The organism is Micromonospora sp. NPDC047730 (assembly GCF_043204765.1).
Lineage (GTDB): Bacteria > Actinomycetota > Actinomycetes > Mycobacteriales > Micromonosporaceae > Micromonospora.
In genome coordinates this window covers 329,436-346,907 of the sequence record NZ_JBIDCU010000006.1, presented here as the reverse complement: position 1 = coordinate 346,907, position 17,472 = coordinate 329,436, and the positions used below count along the sequence as shown (strand labels likewise).

17 protein-coding genes are annotated in these 17,472 nt (G+C 73.6%); 15 read left to right on the top strand and 2 right to left on the bottom strand.

What is annotated here, in order from left to right:
* The first annotated feature begins 59 nt into the window (after nucleotides 1–59).
* From ACGF5G_RS17600 to ACGF5G_RS17580, 5 genes are all read left to right on the top strand, one after another.
* Nucleotides 60–542, top strand: a complete 483-nt coding sequence (locus ACGF5G_RS17600; RefSeq protein WP_393263790.1) for a UDP-N-acetylglucosamine--LPS N-acetylglucosamine transferase — start codon at nucleotides 60–62, stop codon at nucleotides 540–542.
* Between the two features lie 74 nt (nucleotides 543–616).
* Complete coding sequence (locus ACGF5G_RS17595) at nucleotides 617–1,231, top strand: glycosyltransferase (RefSeq protein ID WP_357457887.1); 615 nt, start codon at nucleotides 617–619, stop codon at nucleotides 1,229–1,231.
* Nucleotides 1,228–2,148, top strand: a complete 921-nt coding sequence (locus tag ACGF5G_RS17590) for a glycosyltransferase family 2 protein (RefSeq protein WP_357701421.1) — start codon at nucleotides 1,228–1,230, stop codon at nucleotides 2,146–2,148. The genes ACGF5G_RS17595 and ACGF5G_RS17590 overlap by 4 nt, the downstream gene beginning before the upstream one ends.
* Nucleotides 2,149–2,329: 181 nt before the next feature.
* Nucleotides 2,330–3,508, top strand: coding sequence for a chorismate synthase (gene aroC / locus ACGF5G_RS17585; RefSeq protein ID WP_350708967.1), 1,179 nt, complete (start codon nucleotides 2,330–2,332; stop codon nucleotides 3,506–3,508).
* Between the two features lie 46 nt (nucleotides 3,509–3,554).
* The gene (locus ACGF5G_RS17580) at nucleotides 3,555–4,058 is read left to right on the top strand and encodes a shikimate kinase (protein ID WP_350708966.1); all 504 of its coding nucleotides are present in this window, start codon (nucleotides 3,555–3,557) and stop codon (nucleotides 4,056–4,058) included.
* 133 nt (nucleotides 4,059–4,191) lie between these two features.
* Here the strand turns inward: ACGF5G_RS17580 and ACGF5G_RS17575 are convergent, their stop codons facing one another.
* Entirely contained in the window at nucleotides 4,192–4,920 is a 729-nt protein-coding gene (locus ACGF5G_RS17575; protein WP_393263788.1) for an alpha/beta fold hydrolase, read from the bottom strand.
* A gap of 81 nt (nucleotides 4,921–5,001) precedes the next feature.
* Here ACGF5G_RS17575 and ACGF5G_RS17570 point away from each other — a divergent pair, with 81 nt between their 5' ends.
* From ACGF5G_RS17570 to nusB, 5 genes are all read left to right on the top strand, one after another.
* The gene (locus ACGF5G_RS17570) at nucleotides 5,002–5,967 is read left to right on the top strand and encodes a helix-turn-helix transcriptional regulator (RefSeq protein WP_393263786.1); all 966 of its coding nucleotides are present in this window, start codon (nucleotides 5,002–5,004) and stop codon (nucleotides 5,965–5,967) included.
* 134 nt (nucleotides 5,968–6,101) lie between these two features.
* Nucleotides 6,102–7,178, top strand: a complete 1,077-nt coding sequence (gene aroB, locus ACGF5G_RS17565) for a 3-dehydroquinate synthase (RefSeq protein ID WP_393263784.1) — start codon at nucleotides 6,102–6,104, stop codon at nucleotides 7,176–7,178.
* Entirely contained in the window at nucleotides 7,175–7,630 is a 456-nt protein-coding gene (aroQ, locus tag ACGF5G_RS17560) for a type II 3-dehydroquinate dehydratase (protein ID WP_393263782.1), read from the top strand. The genes aroB and aroQ overlap by 4 nt, the downstream gene beginning before the upstream one ends.
* 448 nt (nucleotides 7,631–8,078) lie before the next feature.
* Nucleotides 8,079–8,636 (top strand): elongation factor P, encoded by a 558-nt coding sequence (gene efp, locus ACGF5G_RS17555; RefSeq protein ID WP_013285503.1) that lies wholly within the window; start codon nucleotides 8,079–8,081, stop codon nucleotides 8,634–8,636.
* A 23-nt stretch (nucleotides 8,637–8,659) separates the two neighbouring features.
* Nucleotides 8,660–9,070: a transcription antitermination factor NusB gene (nusB, locus tag ACGF5G_RS17550; RefSeq protein ID WP_176737511.1), complete on the top strand. Its 411-nt coding sequence runs from the start codon at nucleotides 8,660–8,662 to the stop codon at nucleotides 9,068–9,070.
* Between the two features lie 111 nt (nucleotides 9,071–9,181).
* On the opposite strand, the gene ACGF5G_RS17545 is transcribed toward nusB, so the two are convergent.
* Nucleotides 9,182–9,670: a transcriptional regulator gene (locus ACGF5G_RS17545; RefSeq protein WP_013285505.1), complete on the bottom strand. Its 489-nt coding sequence runs from the start codon at nucleotides 9,668–9,670 to the stop codon at nucleotides 9,182–9,184.
* 284 nt (nucleotides 9,671–9,954) lie between these two features.
* Here ACGF5G_RS17545 and pyrR point away from each other — a divergent pair, with 284 nt between their 5' ends.
* The 5 genes from pyrR to carB are packed head-to-tail and all read left to right on the top strand — an operon-like array spanning nucleotide 9,955 to nucleotide 17,398.
* Nucleotides 9,955–10,539 (top strand): bifunctional pyr operon transcriptional regulator/uracil phosphoribosyltransferase PyrR, encoded by a 585-nt coding sequence (pyrR, locus tag ACGF5G_RS17540; protein WP_393263781.1) that lies wholly within the window; start codon nucleotides 9,955–9,957, stop codon nucleotides 10,537–10,539.
* Nucleotides 10,536–11,462 (top strand): aspartate carbamoyltransferase catalytic subunit, encoded by a 927-nt coding sequence (locus tag ACGF5G_RS17535; protein WP_091095578.1) that lies wholly within the window; start codon nucleotides 10,536–10,538, stop codon nucleotides 11,460–11,462. Before pyrR ends, ACGF5G_RS17535 begins: the two co-directional genes overlap by 4 nt.
* On the top strand, nucleotides 11,459–12,790 hold the full coding sequence (locus ACGF5G_RS17530) for a dihydroorotase (protein WP_357701404.1): 1,332 nt from the start codon (nucleotides 11,459–11,461) through the stop codon (nucleotides 12,788–12,790). The genes ACGF5G_RS17535 and ACGF5G_RS17530 overlap by 4 nt, the downstream gene beginning before the upstream one ends.
* Nucleotides 12,787–13,953, top strand: coding sequence for a glutamine-hydrolyzing carbamoyl-phosphate synthase small subunit (gene carA / locus ACGF5G_RS17525; protein ID WP_393263780.1), 1,167 nt, complete (start codon nucleotides 12,787–12,789; stop codon nucleotides 13,951–13,953). The genes ACGF5G_RS17530 and carA overlap by 4 nt, the downstream gene beginning before the upstream one ends.
* Nucleotides 13,946–17,398: a carbamoyl-phosphate synthase large subunit gene (gene carB, locus ACGF5G_RS17520; RefSeq protein WP_393263778.1), complete on the top strand. Its 3,453-nt coding sequence runs from the start codon at nucleotides 13,946–13,948 to the stop codon at nucleotides 17,396–17,398. Before carA ends, carB begins: the two co-directional genes overlap by 8 nt.
* Nucleotides 17,399–17,472: the final 74 nt, after the last annotated feature.

Genomic DNA, 17,472 nt, shown 5'->3' with positions numbered 1-17,472 from the left:
CCTGTGATCTGCTGGCGGAGCGCCGACCGAAACTCCAAGCGAACTTTGTGGGGAGTCGCGTGGAAACGACAATCGAGGACGCCGGCGATCCCGGAGTCCTGCTCCTGGTGGGCTCCAGCGGCGGCCATCTGGCCCAACTGCTCGCCCTGCGCCCGTGGTACGAACGCTGGCGCCGCTGCTGGGTCACCTTCGACACGCCCGAGGCGGTCTCGCTGCTCGCCGGCGAGGACCTGGTCCCGGCGCACCACCCGACCACCCGCAACGTGCCGAACCTGCTGCGCAACGCCGTCCTCGCCTGGCGGGTGCTGCGGTCGCGCCGGGTCGCCGCCGTGGTGACCACCGGCGCCGGGGTCGCCGTGCCGTTCGTGGTGCTGGCCCGGCTGCGCCGCATCCCGACCGTCTACATCGAGGTGTACGACCGGATCGACACCCCGACCCTGACCGCCCGGCTCTGCCGCCCGTTCCTGTCCGCGATGCTCGTGCAGTGGGACGAGCAGCGCCGCCAGTACCCGGAGGCCACCGTCGTGGGGACCCTGCTGTGACCGCCGAGAGCACCGGAACCGCCCCCGCGCACCGGGTCGCCCCCGGCCGTCCCCGGCCGTCGCAGGCGGGCCGGGTGCCTCGACCCCGTGACCACGACGACGTCGCCCGCGCCCGGCTGCTGGTCGCCGTCGGCACCGACAAGCACCCGTTCGGCCGGCTGGTCGGCTGGCTGGAGGAGTGGCATCCCGGCGTCGCCGAGGACGTCGGCCTGACCGTCCAGCACGGACACACCCGGGCGCCCGGCGTGCCCGGGGCGGTGCCGTTCCTCGGCCACGACGAGCTCCAGACCGCCATGGCCGAGGCCGACCTGGTGGTCTGCCACGGCGGGCCGGCCACCATCCTGGAGGCTCGCCGGCACGGTCACCTGCCGATCGTGGTGCCCCGGGACCCGACGCGGGGCGAGCACGTCGACGACCACCAGCAGCTCTTCGCCCGCCGTTTGGGCGCGGCCGGCATGGTGGCGTTGGCCGAGACCCGGGAGGCGCTGTTCGCGGCGCTCACCGCGGGGCTGGCGGACCCCTCCCGGTTCGCCGTCGCGGCCGACCCGGCCGCGTCCGAGGCGCGCCGCGCCGCGGTGGAGCAGGTGGGGCGGATCGTGGAGGAACTGGTGGCCGCGTCGACCGGACGACGGCAGCGGGCGAGGTGGCGGCCGTGGGCACGGCCGGACCGGAACGGAGAACGGCGATGACCGGACACCCGAGCGTCAGCGTGGTGGTACCGACCCGGGACCGGCCGGAGCTGCTCCGGGCCGCGGTGCGGGCGGTCCTCGACCAGGACCACCCCGGCCCGGTCGAGGTGGTGGTCGTGTACGACCGGTCCGAGCCGGACGGCTCACTGGCCGAGCTGTCCCGCCCGGACCGCCTGGTGCGGGTGATCCGCAACGAGCGCACCCCCGGCCTGGCCGGTGCCCGCAACTCGGGAATCCTGGCGGCCACCGGGGAGCTGGTCGCGTTCTGCGACGACGACGACGAGTGGCTGCCCGGCAAGCTGCGGGCCCAGGTCGAGGCGCTCGCCGCCGCCCCCGACGCGGAGTTCGTCAGCTGCGGCATCCGGGTCAGCTACGACGGGCACACCGTCGACCGGGCGCTGCCGAAGGACTCGGTCACCCTGGCCGACCTGCTGCGCGACCGGATGACCGAGCTGCACCCGTCCACCTTCCTGATCCGCGCCGCCGCGCTGCGGGACGGGTTCGGGCTGGTCGACGAGGAGATCCCGGGCAGCTACGCGGAGGACTACGAGTTCCTGCTCCGGGCCGCCCGCAGCGCGCCGCTGGTCAACCTGCGCACGCCGTACGTGCTGGTGCGCTGGCACAAGCGGTCCTACTTCGCGCAGCGCTGGGACACCATCTCCGAGGCGTTGCAGTGGCTGCTGGAGCGCTACCCGGAGTTCGGCACGCAGCCGGCCGGCGAGGCGCGGGTCGCCGGGCAGATCGCCTTCGCCCGGGCCGCCTCCGGCGACCGGCGGGGCGCGATGCGGTGGGCCCGGCACACCATCCGGCGCAACCCGCGCGAGCCGCGGGCGTACCTCGCCCTCGCCGTGGCCGGGCGGGTGGTCCGCGCCGACGCGGTGCTGCGGACCCTGCACAAGCGCGGCCGGGGCATCTGAGCCGGCGGACCGGCGACGCCGGCCCGCGCCCCGGGTCATCCAGGGTCCCGCGTCGGTGTCCCCGCCCGAGCGCCCTGTCCCGGCTTCGGGCGCCGGCCGCTCGTCGGACGGCGGCGTCCGCAGGGCGGGACGCGGCGGGCACCGTACGGCGGCGGCCACCGGGCGTGACAGACTGACCGCTGTGTTGCGCTGGTTGACTGCAGGGGAATCGCACGGTCCCGCCCTCGTCGCGTTGCTGGAGGGCGTGCCCGCCGGCGTCGAGGTGACCACCGGGGACATCGCCGGTGAGCTGGCCCGGCGCCGGCTCGGCTACGGCCGCGGCGCCCGGATGTCGTTCGAGCAGGACGAGGTCGAGATCATCGGCGGGCTCCGGCACGGAGTGACCCTCGGCAGCCCGGTCGCGATCCGGGTCGGCAACTCCGAGTGGCCCAAGTGGCGCACCGTGATGGCCGCCGACCCGGTCGACCCGGCGGAGCTGGCCAGCCAGGCCCGCAACGCGCCGCTCACCCGCCCCCGGCCGGGCCACGCCGACCTGGCCGGCATGCAGAAGTACGGCCACACCGACGCCCGGCCGATCCTGGAGCGGGCCAGCGCCCGGGAGACCGCCGCCCGGGTCGCCGTCGGCACGGTCGCCAAGGCGCTGGTCCGGCAGGCGCTCGGCATCGAGATCGTCTCCCACGTGGTCGAGCTGGGCCCGGTCGCCGTCAAGCCCGGGCTGCGCCCGGTGCCCGAGGACGCCGCCCGCATCGACGCCGACCCGCTGCGCTGCCTCGATCCCGAGGCCAGCGCCCGGATGGTCGCCGAGGTCGACGCCGCGAAGAAGGCCGCCGACACCCTGGGCGGCGTCGTCGAGGTGCTGGCGTACGGGGTGCCGCCGGGTCTGGGCAGCCACGTGCAGTGGGACCGCAAGCTCGACGCCCGGCTCGCCACCGCGCTGATGTCCATCCAGGCGATCAAGGGCGTCGAGATCGGGGACGGCTGGCAGCAGGCGCGTTCCCGCGGCTCCGAGGCGCACGACGAGATCGTGCCCACCGCCACCGGCGTACGCCGGGTCACCGACCGGGCCGGCGGGCTGGAGGGCGGCATCACCACCGGCGAGCCGCTGCGGGTGAAGGCCGCGATGAAGCCGATCTCGTCGCTGAACCGGGCCCTGGCGACGGTGGACGTCACCACCGGCGAGCCGGCCACCGCCATCAACCAGCGCTCGGACGTCTGCGCGGTGCCCGCCGCCGCGGTCGTCGCCGAGGCGATGGTGGCGTTGGTGCTCGCCGAGGCCGCCACCGAGAAGTTCGGCGGCGACTCCGTCGCCGAGATCCGCCGCAACCTGGCCGGCTACCTCGACGCGTTGGTGATCCGGTGAGCGCGGGCGGGTCGGCCGGGCGCGGGAGCGCCGGGCGGTGCCGCTGATGGCGCCGGTCTGCGTGCTGGTCGGGGCGCCGGGCTCCGGCAAGACCACAATCGGGCAGGCGCTCGCGGAGCTGCTCGGGGTCGAGTTCCGCGACACGGACGTGGACATCGAGCGGCTCGCCGGCAAGCCGATCCCGGAGATCTTCATCGACGAGGGCGAGGCCCACTTCCGTGCCCTCGAACGGGCGGCGGTGGCGGCGGCGCTGGCCTCCTGCGAGGGGGTGCTGGCCCTCGGCGGCGGCGCGGTCCTCGCGGAGGAGAACCGCGCCGCCCTGGTCGGGCACCCCGTGGTGCACCTGTCCGTGGAACTGCCCGACGCCGTCAAGCGGGTCGGGCTGGGGGCGGGCCGGCCGCTGCTGGCGATCAACCCGAGGGCGACGCTGAAGCACCTGCTGGACCAGCGCCGCCCGCTCTACGCCGAGGTGGCCACCGCGACCGTGGTCACCGACGGGCGGGCCCCGGAGGAGATCGCCGCCGAGGTCGCGGCGCTACTGAAGCACTGAGCGGCCGGCCGGCCGCGGCGCAACGTCAGGAGTGCGCCGCGATCGGATCCGGCGGGCGGGACCGCCGCCGCGCGGGGTGCGCCGTCCGCCCGGGCCGGGTGCCACCGTCACGGTGTGGCCGCTCAGGCTGTCGTCAGCTCCCGGCGATCCGGTCGAGCACGTCCGCCAGGCCCTTCGGCTCGCTGAGCATCGGCCAGTGCCCGGTGGGCAGCGCGTGCAACTGGCCACCGGCCAGCCCCGCGAAGAACGGGTGCCCCTGCGCGATCAGGCCCTCCACCACCTCCAGCGGGAAGGTGCTGGCCACCAGCGCGGTCGGCACCGCGCGCCCACCGGTGCGGCGCACCGGGTCGGTGGCGGCGCGCAGCGGATGGGGGGTGGCGCGTCGCCGCAGCAGCGCGAGCGCGGCGGCGTCCAGGCCGGCCAGGTTCGCCGGGTCCTCGGCCGGGTCCCACGCGGGCGGGGGCAGCAGGTGGCCGTCGCCGATCCGGGCGCGCAGCCGCTCTTGCTCCTCCGGCGGGTTGGCGTCGAACTGCGCCATGCCGTCCGGCATCGGCCCGCTCTCCACATAGACCACCCGGGCGATCCGGTCCGGGACGCGCTCCGCCGCCTGGGTCACCGGCAGCCCGCCACCCGAGTGCCCCACCAGCACCACGTCGTGCAGGTCCTCCACCTCGATCAGCCGGACGACGTCGGTGGTGTGCGTCTCCAGGCCCACCTCGGGGCCGGCCAGGTGGGCGCGCTCGGCCAACCCGGTCAGCGTCACCGGGTACACCTCGTGGCCCTGCTCGCGCAGCGCCGCGGTCACCTCCCGCCATGCCCAACCACCCAGCCAGAAGCCCGGAACCAGCACGAACGTCGTCATCTGCCTTCTCCCTCTGTCGTCGCTCCGGGAGACGGTACGATCGAATCCGGACGCTTTCCGCCCTGATTGAAGGAGTGGCTCGTGTCACATCCCGCCGCCAGGGTGCTCGGCATGCTCGAGCTGCTCCAGAGCCACCACCGGCTCACCGGGGCCGAGCTGGCCCGCCGGCTGTCGGTGGACGAGCGCACCGTGCGGCGCTACGCCGCGACGCTGGCCGAGCTGGGCATCCCGGTGGCCGCCGAGCGCGGCCGCCACGGCGGCTACCGGCTGCGCCCCGGCTACAAGCTGCCGCCGCTGATGCTCACCGACGACGAGGCGGTGGCCGTGCTGCTCGGGCTGGTCGCCGCCGAGCGGCTCGGGCTGGGCACCGAGGAACCGGCGACCGCCACCGCGCTGGCCAAGATCCGCCGGGTGCTCCCGTTCGCGCTGGGCGACCGGCTAGCCGCGGTGCAGGAGCACCTCGGCTTCACGCTGCGGCGCCCCACGGCGGAGGCCCGCCCGGCGACCGGGACGTTGCTCACCCTCGGCGCGGCCGCCCGGCACCGGCGCCGGGTGCGGTTGGACTACCGCTCCTGGTCCGGCGCAGCCTCCCGGCGGCAGCTCGACCCGTACGGCCTGGTCTTCCACGCCGGCCGGTGGTACGTGACGGGGCACGACCACCTGCGCGGGGAGGTGCGCACGTTCCGCCTGGACCGCATCGGCGAGGTGGAGACGGGGACCGAGACCTTCGTCGTGCCCGACGGCTTCGACCCGGTGGCCGAGGTGACCCGCTCGCTGGCCGGCGTGCCCTACGCCCACGACGTCGAGGTGCTGCTCGAGACCGACCTGGCGACCGCCCGACGGCGGGTCCCGCCGAGCGTGGCCGAGCTGGCGGAAAGCGCCGACGGGGTGCTGTTGCGCACCCGCGCGGAGAACCTCGACGGGATGGCCCAACTGCTCGCCGGGCTGGGCTGGCCGTTCACCGTGCTGAGCCCGGACGCCCTGCGTACCGCGGTGACCGAGCACGCCCGCCGGCTCGCCGGTTGGGCCGGACGGACGCCGGGTTGACCCGGCCGCCGGCGGCCCGGTCGCCTCGGCGCCAGCGGCCCGGTCGCCTCGTGCCGGCGGTTCCGACGGGCCGGGGTGGCCACCACGTGGACAGTCCCGGTCCGGGACCGGACGGCTGGACTAGGCTGCCGGCGATGGACGAAATGACCCGGATCCCCGTCGGCGGCGAGCGCCCGTACGACGTGCTGGTGGGACGCGACCTGCTCGACGCGCTGCCCGGCCTGCTGCCGGGCGCGACCCGGGTGGCGGTGCTGCACGCGCCCCCGCTCAAGGAGTTGGCCGACGCGATCGGCGACCGGCTGCGCGCGGCCGGCGTCGCGCCGCTGCCGATCGAGGTGCCGGACGCCGAGGCGGGAAAGCACATCCACGTCGCCGCGGCCTGCTGGGACAGGCTGGGCGAGGCCGGGTTCACCCGCAGCGACGCGGTGGTCGGGGTGGGCGGCGGCGCCGTCACCGACCTGGCCGGCTTCGTGGCGGCGTCCTGGCTGCGCGGCGTGCGCTGGGTGCCGGTGGCGACCTCACTGCTGGGCATGGTCGACGCCGCGGTGGGCGGCAAGACCGGGATCAACACCTCGGCCGGGAAGAACCTGGTGGGTGCGTTCCACCCGCCGGTCGGGGTCCTCGCCGACCTGGCGACCCTGGACAGCCTGCCCCCGGCCGACCTCGCCGCCGGCCTCGCCGAGGTGGTCAAGTGCGGGTTCATCGCCGACCCGGTGATCCTCGACCTGGTGGAACGGGACCCGGCGGCGGCCACCGACCCGACCGGCCCCGTGACGCGGGAGCTGATCGAGCGGGCGATCCGGGTCAAGGCCGACGTGGTCTCCGGCGACTTGCGCGAGTCGGGGGTGCGGGAGGTGCTCAACTACGGTCACACCCTCGCCCACGCCATCGAGAAGGAGGAGGGCTACCGCTGGCGGCACGGGCACGCGGTGGCCGTCGGCATGGTCTACGCCGGTGAGCTGGCGCGGCTCGCCGGCCGCCTGGATGCCGCCACGGCGGAGCGGCACCGCACGGCGATGGCGGCGTTGGGCCTGCCCACCAGCTACCCGGCCGACGCCTGGCCCCGGCTGCTGGCCACGATGCGGGTGGACAAGAAGGCCCGGGGCAGCCAACTGCGCTTCGTGGTGCTGGACGGGCTGGCCCGCCCCGCCATCCTCGAGGGCCCGGCGGACGACCTGCTGGAGGCGGCCTACCGCGAGGTCGCGGCGTGAGGGTCCACGTGCTCAACGGCCCCAACCTCGGCCGGCTCGGCACCCGTCAGCCGGACGTCTACGGCGCGACCAGCTACGCAGACCTCGTGGCGCTCTGTGAGGCGACCGGGCGCGAGCTCGGCCTGGACGTGACCGTCCGGCAGACCGACGCCGAGCACGAACTGCTGGGCTGGCTGCACGCCGCCGCCGACGAGGGCGCCGCGGTGGTGCTCAACCCGGCGGCCTGGTCGCACTACTCGTACGCGGTCCGGGACGCCTGCGCGATGCTGCGCGGGCCGCTGGTCGAGGTGCACATCTCCAACATCCACGCCCGGGAGGAGTTCCGGCACCACTCCGTGGTCTCGGCGGTCGCGACCGGGGTGATCTGCGGGCTCGGCGTCGACGGCTACCGCCTGGCCCTGCACCACCTGGCCCACCTGGCCCGCCTGGCCCACGGAAACCGAAACCGCTGACGGCGCGACCGCCGAACAAGCGGGGATCCGCCAGCGGGGGTCGGAATCCGGTTACTCGTCGCGCTGAGTGACGCTCGACACTCGTCACTCCGCGTCGCTGCTTTCCTCGCGTCCGTGAAACGCCTCGCGGACGCTTTGCTCTGCACCCACATGCGCACCGGCGGCCTGAGCTGGGAGTCTTCGGCCGGCCGCGAGAGGCCGCTGCGCGACGAATGTCACACAGGGTGAGTGGTGCGTCCGTGGGTGCAGAGCAAAGGGCGCGCGAGGTGGGTGTCCGACGGGCGAGCGGCATGTGCGGAGCGTCACGGGCGTGGAGCGGGGGAGGCAGCCGGTGGTGCGGGCGGGGCGGGGGCGGACGCGGCGGGCGCCGGTAGACGGCGGGCAGCGGCGCGCGGCGCAACTAGTAGACTTGCCAGGTCTGTCCGCCAATTGATGATCAAGGCAGGAAATGGCCACCACCAACGACCTGAAGAACGGCCTGGTACTCAACCTCGACGGAGAGCTCTGGGCCGTCGTCGAGTTCCAGCACGTCAAGCCCGGTAAGGGTGGTGCGTTCGTGCGTACCACGCTGAAGAACGTGCTGTCCGGCAAGGTGGTCGACAAGACCTTCAACGCGGGCACCAAGGTCGAGACCGCGACCGTGGACAAGCGCACGATGCAGTATCTGTACGCCGACGGCGAGGACTACGTCTTCATGGATCTGGAGACGTTCGACCAGATCACCGTCCCCGGCGGCACCGTCGGCGAGGCGGCGAACTACCTGCTGCCCGAGGCCGAGGCGACCGTCGCCACCCACGAGAGCGTCCCGCTCTACATCGAGCTGCCGACCAGCGTCGTGCTGGAGGTCACCTACACCGAGCCGGGTCTGCAGGGCGACCGGTCGACCGGCGGCAACAAGCCGGCCACCGTCGAGACCGGCGCGACCGTGCAGGTCCCGCTCTTCATCACCACCGGCGAGAAGATCAAGGTCGACACCCGCGACGGCCGTTACCTCGGCCGCGCCTGATGGCCGAGGGTCCCAAGCAGCAGATGCCTGCGCGCCGCAAGGCACGCAAGCGGGCGCTGGACGTGCTCTTCGAGGCCGACCTGCGGGACCGCCCGCCGGTCGAGGTGCTCGCCGGCTACATCGAGCGGATCGAGAAGCCCCGGCCCGAGCACCTGGGATACGCGGTGAGCCTGGTCGAGGGGGTGGCCGCGCACCTCGACCGGATCGACGAGGTGATCGCCAGCTACGCCGAGGGCTGGACGCTCGACCGGATGCCCGTGGTCGACCGCAACCTGGCCCGCATCGCGGTCTACGAGCTGCTCTACGTCGACGAGATCGACGACGCGGTGGCGATCAGCGAGGCCGTCGAGCTGGCCCGGCAGATGTCGACCGACGACTCCCCGCGCTTCCTCAACGGGATCCTCGGCCGCATCGCCGAGTACGCCACCCGCTGAGGCGCGCCGCAGCATTCCCGGCGTTCACGGCGTCCTCGCCCGGCGGCCGTGTGACACGTACGACAGAAGGGGCCCGTGCCGGACGGCACGGGCCCCTTCTCGTGGTCGGGCTCAGGAGGCGAAGAACGCCCGCGGGTCGGCGACCAGCACACCGTGCTCGGTGAGCCGCTCGATCAGGCCGGACGGCGAGGCGTCGTAGACGATCGCGAGCGCGCGCAGGTCGTCGGCGCGGATCGAGAGCACGCGCCCGTTGTAGTCACCGCGCTGCTGCTGGATGGCGCGCGCGTAGCGGGCGACGTAGGCCAGGTCCTCGGAGGCCTCGTCGTACAGCCGCTCCAGGTCCAGGACGATCTTGCTGGTGGGCTCGTGGCGCACCCCGCTGCCGTCGGGCAGCAGCTCCGAGACGGGAACGCGGTAGAAGTCGGCCAGCTCGGCCAGGCGCGACACCGTGACGGCGCGGTCGCCGCGCTCGTACGAACCGACCACCACCGCCTTCCACCGCCCGTTCGACTTCTCCTCCACGCCCTGCAGGGACAGGCCCTGCTGCTGGCGGATGGAGCGCAGGCGGGCGCCCAGAGACTTGGCGTATTCAGAGGGCATTCGGACACTCCCAGTGCTGCTCGGGGTTCTCCCAGCGATCGCTACGGAGCGTGACGGTACGGGGATTGCGACACGTGGTCAAGTGGTCGTGACCCTACCGTTGGGGACCGTCGGGAGAGTTGTCCCGTTTCGTCGGCTGATTAGAGGGTCAGTGGCCGGCGGCGGTTGGCGCGGTGACCACTGGTAACGTGGCGTGAAGCCCCGGTCCGGGCCGCTCGCGGTCCGGCACCGGCATCCGACGTCCTTTAACGACCCGTCCCGTGAGGCGGGGAAGGAGGTCCGCCGTGGCCTACCCACCGGCTGCCCAGTCGTCGCCGCCGCGACAACCCTCGGTGAAGGTGATCCTCGCCAGCGCCGACGTCCAGCGCGTGGTCGACCGCATCGCCCACCAGATCCTGGAAAAGACCCAGGGCGCCGAGAACACCGTCCTGCTCGGCATCCCCACCCGGGGCGCCCCGCTGGCGAAGCGGCTCGCCGCCCGGATCAGCACCTTCGAGGACGTGGCCGTCCCGGTCGGCGTGCTCGACATCACCCTCTACCGCGACGACCTGCGCCGGCACGCCACCCGCGCGGTCGGGCCGACCCAGGTGCCGCCCGGCGGCATCGACGGCAAGCGCGTCATCCTCGTCGACGACGTGCTCTTCTCCGGCCGTACGGTGCGGGCCGCGCTCGACGCGCTCAACGACGTGGGGCGCCCGGCGTCCGTCCAGCTCGCCGTCCTGGTCGACCGCGGGCACCGCGAGCTGCCGATCCGCGCCGACTACGTCGGCAAGAACATCCCGACCTCCCTCGCGGAGAGCGTGAAGGTCACCCTCGCGGAGACCGACGGCGCCGACGAGGTCAAGCTGTACGGGGGGACCCCCTCATGATCAGGCACCTGCTCTCCGGCGCCGACCTCGACGCCGCCACGGCCACCCAGATCCTGGACACCGCCGCCGAGATGGCCACCGTCGCCGGCCGGGAGGTCAAGAAGCTGCCCGCCCTGCGGGGTCGCACCGTGGTGAACCTCTTCTACGAGGACTCCACCCGGACCCGGATCTCGTTCGAGGCGGCGGCGAAGCGGCTCAGCGCCGACGTGATCAACTTCTCGGCCAAGGGCTCCAGCGTGGCGAAGGGCGAGAGCCTGAAGGACACCGCGCTGACCCTCCAGGCGATGGGCGCCGACGCGGTGGTCGTCCGGCACCCCGCCTCCGGCGCCCCGCACCGGCTCGCCGACTGGGTCGACGGCTCGGTGGTCAACGCCGGCGACGGCACCCACGAGCACCCCACCCAGGCGCTGCTCGACGCGTACACGATGCGCTCCCGGCTGGGGCGGCTGGCCGGCCTGTCGGTCGCGGTGGTCGGGGACGTGCTGCACAGCCGGGTGGCCCGCTCCAACGTGCTGCTGCTGTCCACCCTCGGCGCCAAGGTGACCCTGGTCGGGCCGCCGACACTGATCCCCGTCCACATCGCGCAGGCGCTCGCGCCCGGCACCGACGTCTCCTACGACCTCGACGCGGTGCTGCCGCAGTCGGACGTGGTGATGATGCTGCGGGTGCAGCGGGAGCGGATGAACGACTCCTACTTCCCGTCCGCCCGCGAGTACGCCCGCCGCTACGGCCTGGACGGCCCGCGGATGCGCCGGCTGCCCGAGCACGCGATCGTCATGCACCCCGGCCCGATGAACCGGGGCATGGAGATCACGCCCGAGGTCGCCGACTCGCCCCGCTCCACCATCGTTGAACAGGTCGCCAACGGCGTCTCCGTCCGGATGGCCGTCCTCTACCTGCTGCTCGGGGGGAACAACCGGTGAGCTCGTACCTCATCTCCAACGTGAGCGTCGTCGGCGCCGCGCCGACCGACCTGCTGATCCGCGACGGCGTCGTCGCGGCCGTCGGCGCCGGGCTGGACGCGCCGGACGCCACCGTCGTCGACGGCACCGGGCTGGTCGCCCTGCCCGGCCTGGTCGACCTGCACACCCACCTGCGCGAGCCCGGCCGGGAGGACGCCGAGACCGTCGAGTCCGGTTCCCGGGCGGCGGCGCTCGGCGGCTACACCGCCGTCTGCGCGATGGCCAACACCTCGCCGGTCGCCGACACCGCCGGCGTGGTCGAGCAGGTCTGGCGGCTCGGCCGGGAGGCCGGGCTGGTCGACGTGCAGCCCATCGGTGCGGTCACCGTCGGTCTGGCCGGCGAGCAGCTCGCCGAGCTGGGCGCGATGGCCGACTCGGCGGCCCGGGTGCGGATCTTCTCCGACGACGGGCACTGCGTCGCCGACCCGAAGCTGATGCGCCGCGCCCTGGAGTACGTGAAGGCGTTCGACGGGATCATCGCCCAGCACGCCGAGGAGCCCAGGCTCACCGAGGGCGCGCAGATGCACGAGGGCGAGGTGTCGACCCGGCTCGGGCTGACCGGCTGGCCGGCGGTCGCCGAGGAGGCGATCATCGCGCGGGACGTGCTGCTCGCCGAGCACGTCGGCAGCCGGCTGCACGTCTGCCACGTCTCCACCGCCGGCAGCGTCGAGGTGCTGCGCCAGGCCAAGGCCCGGGGCATCCGGGTCACCGCCGAGGTGACCCCGCACCACCTGCTGCTCACCGACGAGGTCGTGAGCGGGAGGAGTGAGCTTGCGAGCCCCGCACTGGCGAACAACTGGAGCCCAGCCGGAGCCTACGACCCGGTCTACAAGGTCAACCCGCCGCTGCGCACCGCGACCGACATCGCCGCGCTGCGGGCCGCCCTGGTCGAGGGCGTGATCGACATCGTCGCCACCGACCACGCCCCGCACGCGGTGGAGGACAAGGAGTGCGAGTGGGCGTACGCCCGGCCGGGCATGCTCGGCCTGGAGACGGCGCTGTCCATCGCCCTCGACGTGCTCGGCCCCGAGTGGGACCTGATCGCCGAGCGGATGTCGCGCACCCCGGCCCGGATCGCCGGCCTGGAGGGGCACGGCCTCGACCCGGCGCCCGGCGTGCCCGCCAACCTGACCCTGGTCGACCCGGCCGCCCGCCGCACCATCGAGCCGGCGGAGCTGGCCAGTCGCAGCCGCAACACCCCGTACGCCCGCATGACGCTGCCGGGTCGCATCGTGGCGACCTTCCTGCGCGGCGAGCCGACGGTCCTGGACGGAAAGGCTGTCAAGTGAGCACCAAGCGCAGAAGCGCGATCCTCGTCCTCGAGGACGGGCGCACGTTCCACGGCGAGGCGTACGGCAGCGTCGGGGAGACCTTCGGCGAGGCGGTCTTCAACACCGGCATGACCGGCTACCAGGAGACCCTGACCGACCCCTCCTACCACCGGCAGGTGGTCGTGCAGACCGCCCCGCACATCGGCAACACCGGCGTCAACGGCGAGGACGACGAGTCCGGCCGGATCTGGGTCGCCGGCTACGTGGTCCGCGACCCGGCCCGGATCGGCTCGAACTGGCGGGCCACCGGCGGGCTGGAGGACCGGCTGGCCGCCGAGGGCGTGGTCGGCATCAGCGGCGTCGACACCCGGGCGCTGACCCGGCACCTGCGCGAGCGCGGCGCGATGCGGGTCGGCATCTCCAGCGTCGAGACCGATCCCCGCGCGCTGCTGGCCCGGGTGCGGCAGGCCCCGGAGATGGTGGGCGCGGACCTCTCGGCCGAGGTGACCACCGCGAAGCCGTACGTGGTGGCGGCCGAGGGCGAGCACCGGTTCACGGTGGCCGCGCTGGACCTGGGCATCAAGCGCAACGTGCCGCGCCGGCTGGCCGCGCGCGGCGTCACCACCCACGTGCTGCCCGCCACGTCCACCATCGACGACCTGCTCGCCACCGGCGCGGACGCCGTCTTCTTCTCGCCCGGCCCCGGCGACCCGGCCACCGCGGACGCGCCGGTGGCGCTGGCCCGCGAGGTGCTGCGCCGGAAGGTGCCGCTGTTCGGCATCTGCTTCGGCAGCCAGATCCTCGGCCGGGCGCTCGGCTTCGGCACGTACAAGCTGGGCTACGGCCACCGGGGGATCAACCAGCCGGTGCTCGACCGGGTCACCGGCAAGGTCGAGGTGACCAGCCACAACCACGGCTTCGCGGTCGAGGTCCCGGGCGCACGGCAGGGCGCCGTCGTACCCGATCAGGTGATCGAGACCGAGTTCGGTGGCGTCCAGGTCAGTCACGTCTGCCTCAATGACAACGTCGTCGAGGGGCTGCGGGCCAAGGACGTGCCCGCCTTCACCGTCCAGTACCACCCGGAGGCGGCAGCCGGTCCGCACGACGCGGACTACCTCTTCGACCGCTTCGCCGAGCTGATCGAGGGCCGGACCCAGAACGAGGGGCGCACACATGCCTAAGCGGACCGATCTCAAGCACATCCTGGTGATCGGCTCCGGGCCGATCGTGATCGGGCAGGCCTGCGAGTTCGACTACTCCGGCACCCAGGCCTGCCGGGTGCTGCGCAGCGAGGGGATCCGGGTCAGCCTGGTCAACTCCAACCCGGCGACGATCATGACGGACCCGGAGTTCGCCGACGCCACCTACGTCGAGCCGATCACCCCGGAGTTCGTCGAGCTGGTCATCGCCAAGGAACGCCCGGACGCGATCCTGCCCACCCTGGGCGGGCAGACCGCGCTGAACACCGCGGTCGCCCTGCACGAGGCGGGCGTGCTGGACAAGTACGGCGTCGAGCTGATCGGCGCCAACATCGAGGCGATCAACCGGGGCGAGGACCGCCAGCTGTTCAAGGACATCGTCGCCAAGGCCGGCGTACGCCTGGGCCTGGACGACCCGTCCGGCCTGGTGCCCCGGTCCCGGGTCTGCCACTCGATGGCCGAGGTCGAGGCCACGGTCGCCGAGCTGGGCCTGCCGGTGGTGATCCGGCCGTCGTTCACGATGGGCGGCCTCGGCTCCGGCATGGCGCACACCCCGGAGGAGCTGGCCCGCATCGCCGGCGACGGGCTCACCGCCAGCCCGGTGCACGAGGTGCTCATCGAGGAGAGCGTGCTCGGCTGGAAGGAGTACGAGCTCGAACTCATGCGCGACCGGCACGACAACGTGGTGGTCGTCTGCTCGATCGAGAACGTCGACCCGATGGGTGTGCACACCGGCGACAGCGTCACCGTGGCCCCGGCCATGACGCTGACCGACCGGGAGTACCAGCAGTTGCGCGACCTGGGCATCGCGGTGCTGCGCGAGGTCGGCGTGGACACCGGCGGCTGCAACATCCAGTTCGCGGTGAACCCGGCCGACGGCCGGATCGTCGTGATCGAGATGAACCCCCGGGTGTCCCGGTCGTCGGCCCTGGCCTCCAAGGCCACCGGCTTCCCGATCGCGAAGATCGCCGCGAAGCTGGCCATCGGCTACACCCTGGACGAGATCCCCAACGACATCACGCTGAAGACCCCGGCGGCGTTCGAGCCGACCCTGGACTACGTGGTGGTGAAGATCCCGCGGTTCGCGTTCGAGAAGTTCCCCGGCGCGGACCCGGAGCTGACCACCACGATGAAGTCCGTCGGCGAGGCGATGAGCCTGGGCCGCAACTTCAGCGAGGCGCTGAACAAGGCGATGCGCTCGCTGGAGACCAAGGCGGGCGGCTTCTGGACGCTGCCCGACCCGGCCGGCGCGACGAAGGAGAACACCCTCGCCGCGCTGCGGATGCCGCACGACGGCCGGCTCTACACGGTGGAGCGGGCGCTGCGGCTGGGCGCCTCGATCGCCGAGGTGGCCGCCGCGTCCGGCGGGATCGACCCGTGGTTCCTGGACCAGATCGCCGCCCTGGTCGAGCTGCGCGCGGAGATCGTCGCCGCGCCGGTGCTCGACGCCGACCTGTTGCGCCTGGCCAAGCGGGCCGGGTTGTCCGACCGGCAGCTCGCCGCGCTGCGCCCGGAGCTGGCCGCCGAGGACGGCGTACGCACGCTGCGGCACCGCCTGGGCGTCCGCCCGGTCTACAAGACCGTGGACACCTGCGCCGCCGAGTTCGAGGCGACCACGCCCTACCACTACTCCTCCTACGACTCGGAGACGGAGGTCGTCGGGTCGGACCGGCCGAAGGTGCTGATCCTCGGCTCCGGGCCGAACCGGATCGGGCAGGGCATCGAGTTCGACTACTCCTGCGTGCACGCGGTTCAGGCGCTGCGCAGCGCGCCGGTCGGCACAGCCGCTGCGTCCGCTTCCGGCGCCGCGGGCGCCGCTGCGGGCGCTTCGGGCGCTTCGGGCGCCGCTGCGTCCGCTTCGGGCGCCGCCGGCGCCGGTTTCGAGACCGTGATGGTCAACTGCAACCCGGAGACGGTCTCCACCGACTACGACACGGCCGACCGGCTCTACTTCGAGCCGCTCACCTTCGAGGACGTGCTGGAGGTCTGGCACGCGGAGGACTCCTCCGGCAGGGCGGCCGGCGGGCCGGGCGTGGTCGGGGTGATCGTGCAGCTCGGCGGGCAGACCCCGCTGGGCCTGGCGCAGCGGCTCAAGGACGCGGGCGTGCCGGTCGTCGGCACCTCCCCGGAGTCGATCCACCTGGCCGAGGAGCGGGGCGCGTTCGGGGCGGTGCTGGCCCGGGCGGGGCTGCGCGCCCCGGCGCACGGCATGGCCACCTCGTACGACGAGGCGAAGGCGATCGCCGACGAGATCGGCTACCCGGTGCTGGTCCGGCCGTCGTACGTGCTGGGCGGGCGCGGCATGGAGATCGTCTACGACGACGCGACGCTGCGCGACTACATCGGGCGGGCCACCGACATCTCCCCGGACCACCCGGTGCTCGTGGACCGGTTCCTCGACGACGCCATCGAGATCGACGTGGACGCGCTCTGCGACGCCGACGGCGAGGTCTACCTCGGCGGGGTGATGGAGCACATCGAGGAGGCGGGCATCCACTCCGGCGACTCGTCCTGCTCGCTGCCGCCGATCACCCTGGCCGGCTCGCACGTCGCGCAGGTCCGCCGGTACACGGAGGCGATCGCCCGGGGCATCGGCGTGCGCGGCCTGCTCAACGTGCAGTACGCGCTGAAGGACGACGTGCTCTACGTGCTGGAGGCGAACCCCCGCGCGTCCCGGACGGTCCCGTTCGTCTCCAAGGCCACGGCGGTGCCGCTGGCGAAGGCGGCGGCCCGGATCGCGCTCGGCGCCACCATCGCCGAGCTGCGTGCCGAGGGGCTGCTCCCGGCCACCGGGGACGGCGGCTCGCTGCCGGCCGGCGCCCCGATCGCGGTCAAGGAGGCGGTGCTGCCGTTCAAGCGGTTCCGCACCCCGACGGGCAAGGGCATGGACTCGCTGCTCGGGCCGGAGATGAAGTCGACCGGCGAGGTGATGGGCATCGACACGGCCTTCGGGAACGCCTTCGCCAAGTCCCAGTCGGCCGCGTACGGCTCGCTGCCGACCGCCGGGAAGATCTTCGTGTCGGTCGCCAACCGGGACAAGCGCGGCATGATCTTCCCGGTGAAGCGCCTGGCCGACCTGGGCTTCGAGATCGTCGCCACCACCGGCACCGCCGAGGTGTTGCGCCGGCACGGCATCGCCTGCGAGCAGATCCGCAAGCACTACGAGTCCGGCGCGGGCGAGGACGCGGTGTCGCTGATCCTCGGCGGCGACGTCGCCCTGGTCATCAACACCCCGCAGGGCTCGGGTGCCAGCGCCCGCTCGGACGGCTACGAGATCCGCAGCGCCGCCGTCACGGCGGACATCCCGTGCATCACCACCGTGCCGGGCGCGGCGGCGGCCGTGATGGGCATCGAGGCGCGCATCCGGGGCGACATGCAGGTCCGCCCCCTCCAGGAGCTGCACGCCGCCCTGCGGGCCGCCGAGTGACCCGCCCCCAGCCGGTTGATCATGAGGTTGTTGTCGTGACACGCCGGTGCGACGGGCAACAACCTCATGATCAA

What these genes read in the sequence shown, in the direction of transcription:
- ACGF5G_RS17590 (WP_357701421.1), top strand. Translation starts at nt 1,228, where the DNA reads ATGACCGGACACCCGAGCGTCAGCGTGGTGGTACCGACCCGGGACCGG.
- ACGF5G_RS17580 (WP_350708966.1), top strand. Translation starts at nt 3,555, where the DNA reads ATGGCGCCGGTCTGCGTGCTGGTCGGGGCGCCGGGCTCCGGCAAGACC.
- ACGF5G_RS17575 (WP_393263788.1), bottom strand. Translation starts at nt 4,920, where the DNA reads ATGACGACGTTCGTGCTGGTTCCGGGCTTCTGGCTGGGTGGTTGGGCA.
- aroB (WP_393263784.1), top strand. Translation starts at nt 6,102, where the DNA reads ATGGACGAAATGACCCGGATCCCCGTCGGCGGCGAGCGCCCGTACGAC.
- efp (WP_013285503.1), top strand. Translation starts at nt 8,079, where the DNA reads ATGGCCACCACCAACGACCTGAAGAACGGCCTGGTACTCAACCTCGAC.
- nusB (WP_176737511.1), top strand. Translation starts at nt 8,660, where the DNA reads ATGCCTGCGCGCCGCAAGGCACGCAAGCGGGCGCTGGACGTGCTCTTC.
- ACGF5G_RS17545 (WP_013285505.1), bottom strand. Translation starts at nt 9,670, where the DNA reads ATGCCCTCTGAATACGCCAAGTCTCTGGGCGCCCGCCTGCGCTCCATC.
- ACGF5G_RS17535 (WP_091095578.1), top strand. Translation starts at nt 10,536, where the DNA reads ATGATCAGGCACCTGCTCTCCGGCGCCGACCTCGACGCCGCCACGGCC.
- carB (WP_393263778.1), top strand. Translation starts at nt 13,946, where the DNA reads ATGCCTAAGCGGACCGATCTCAAGCACATCCTGGTGATCGGCTCCGGG.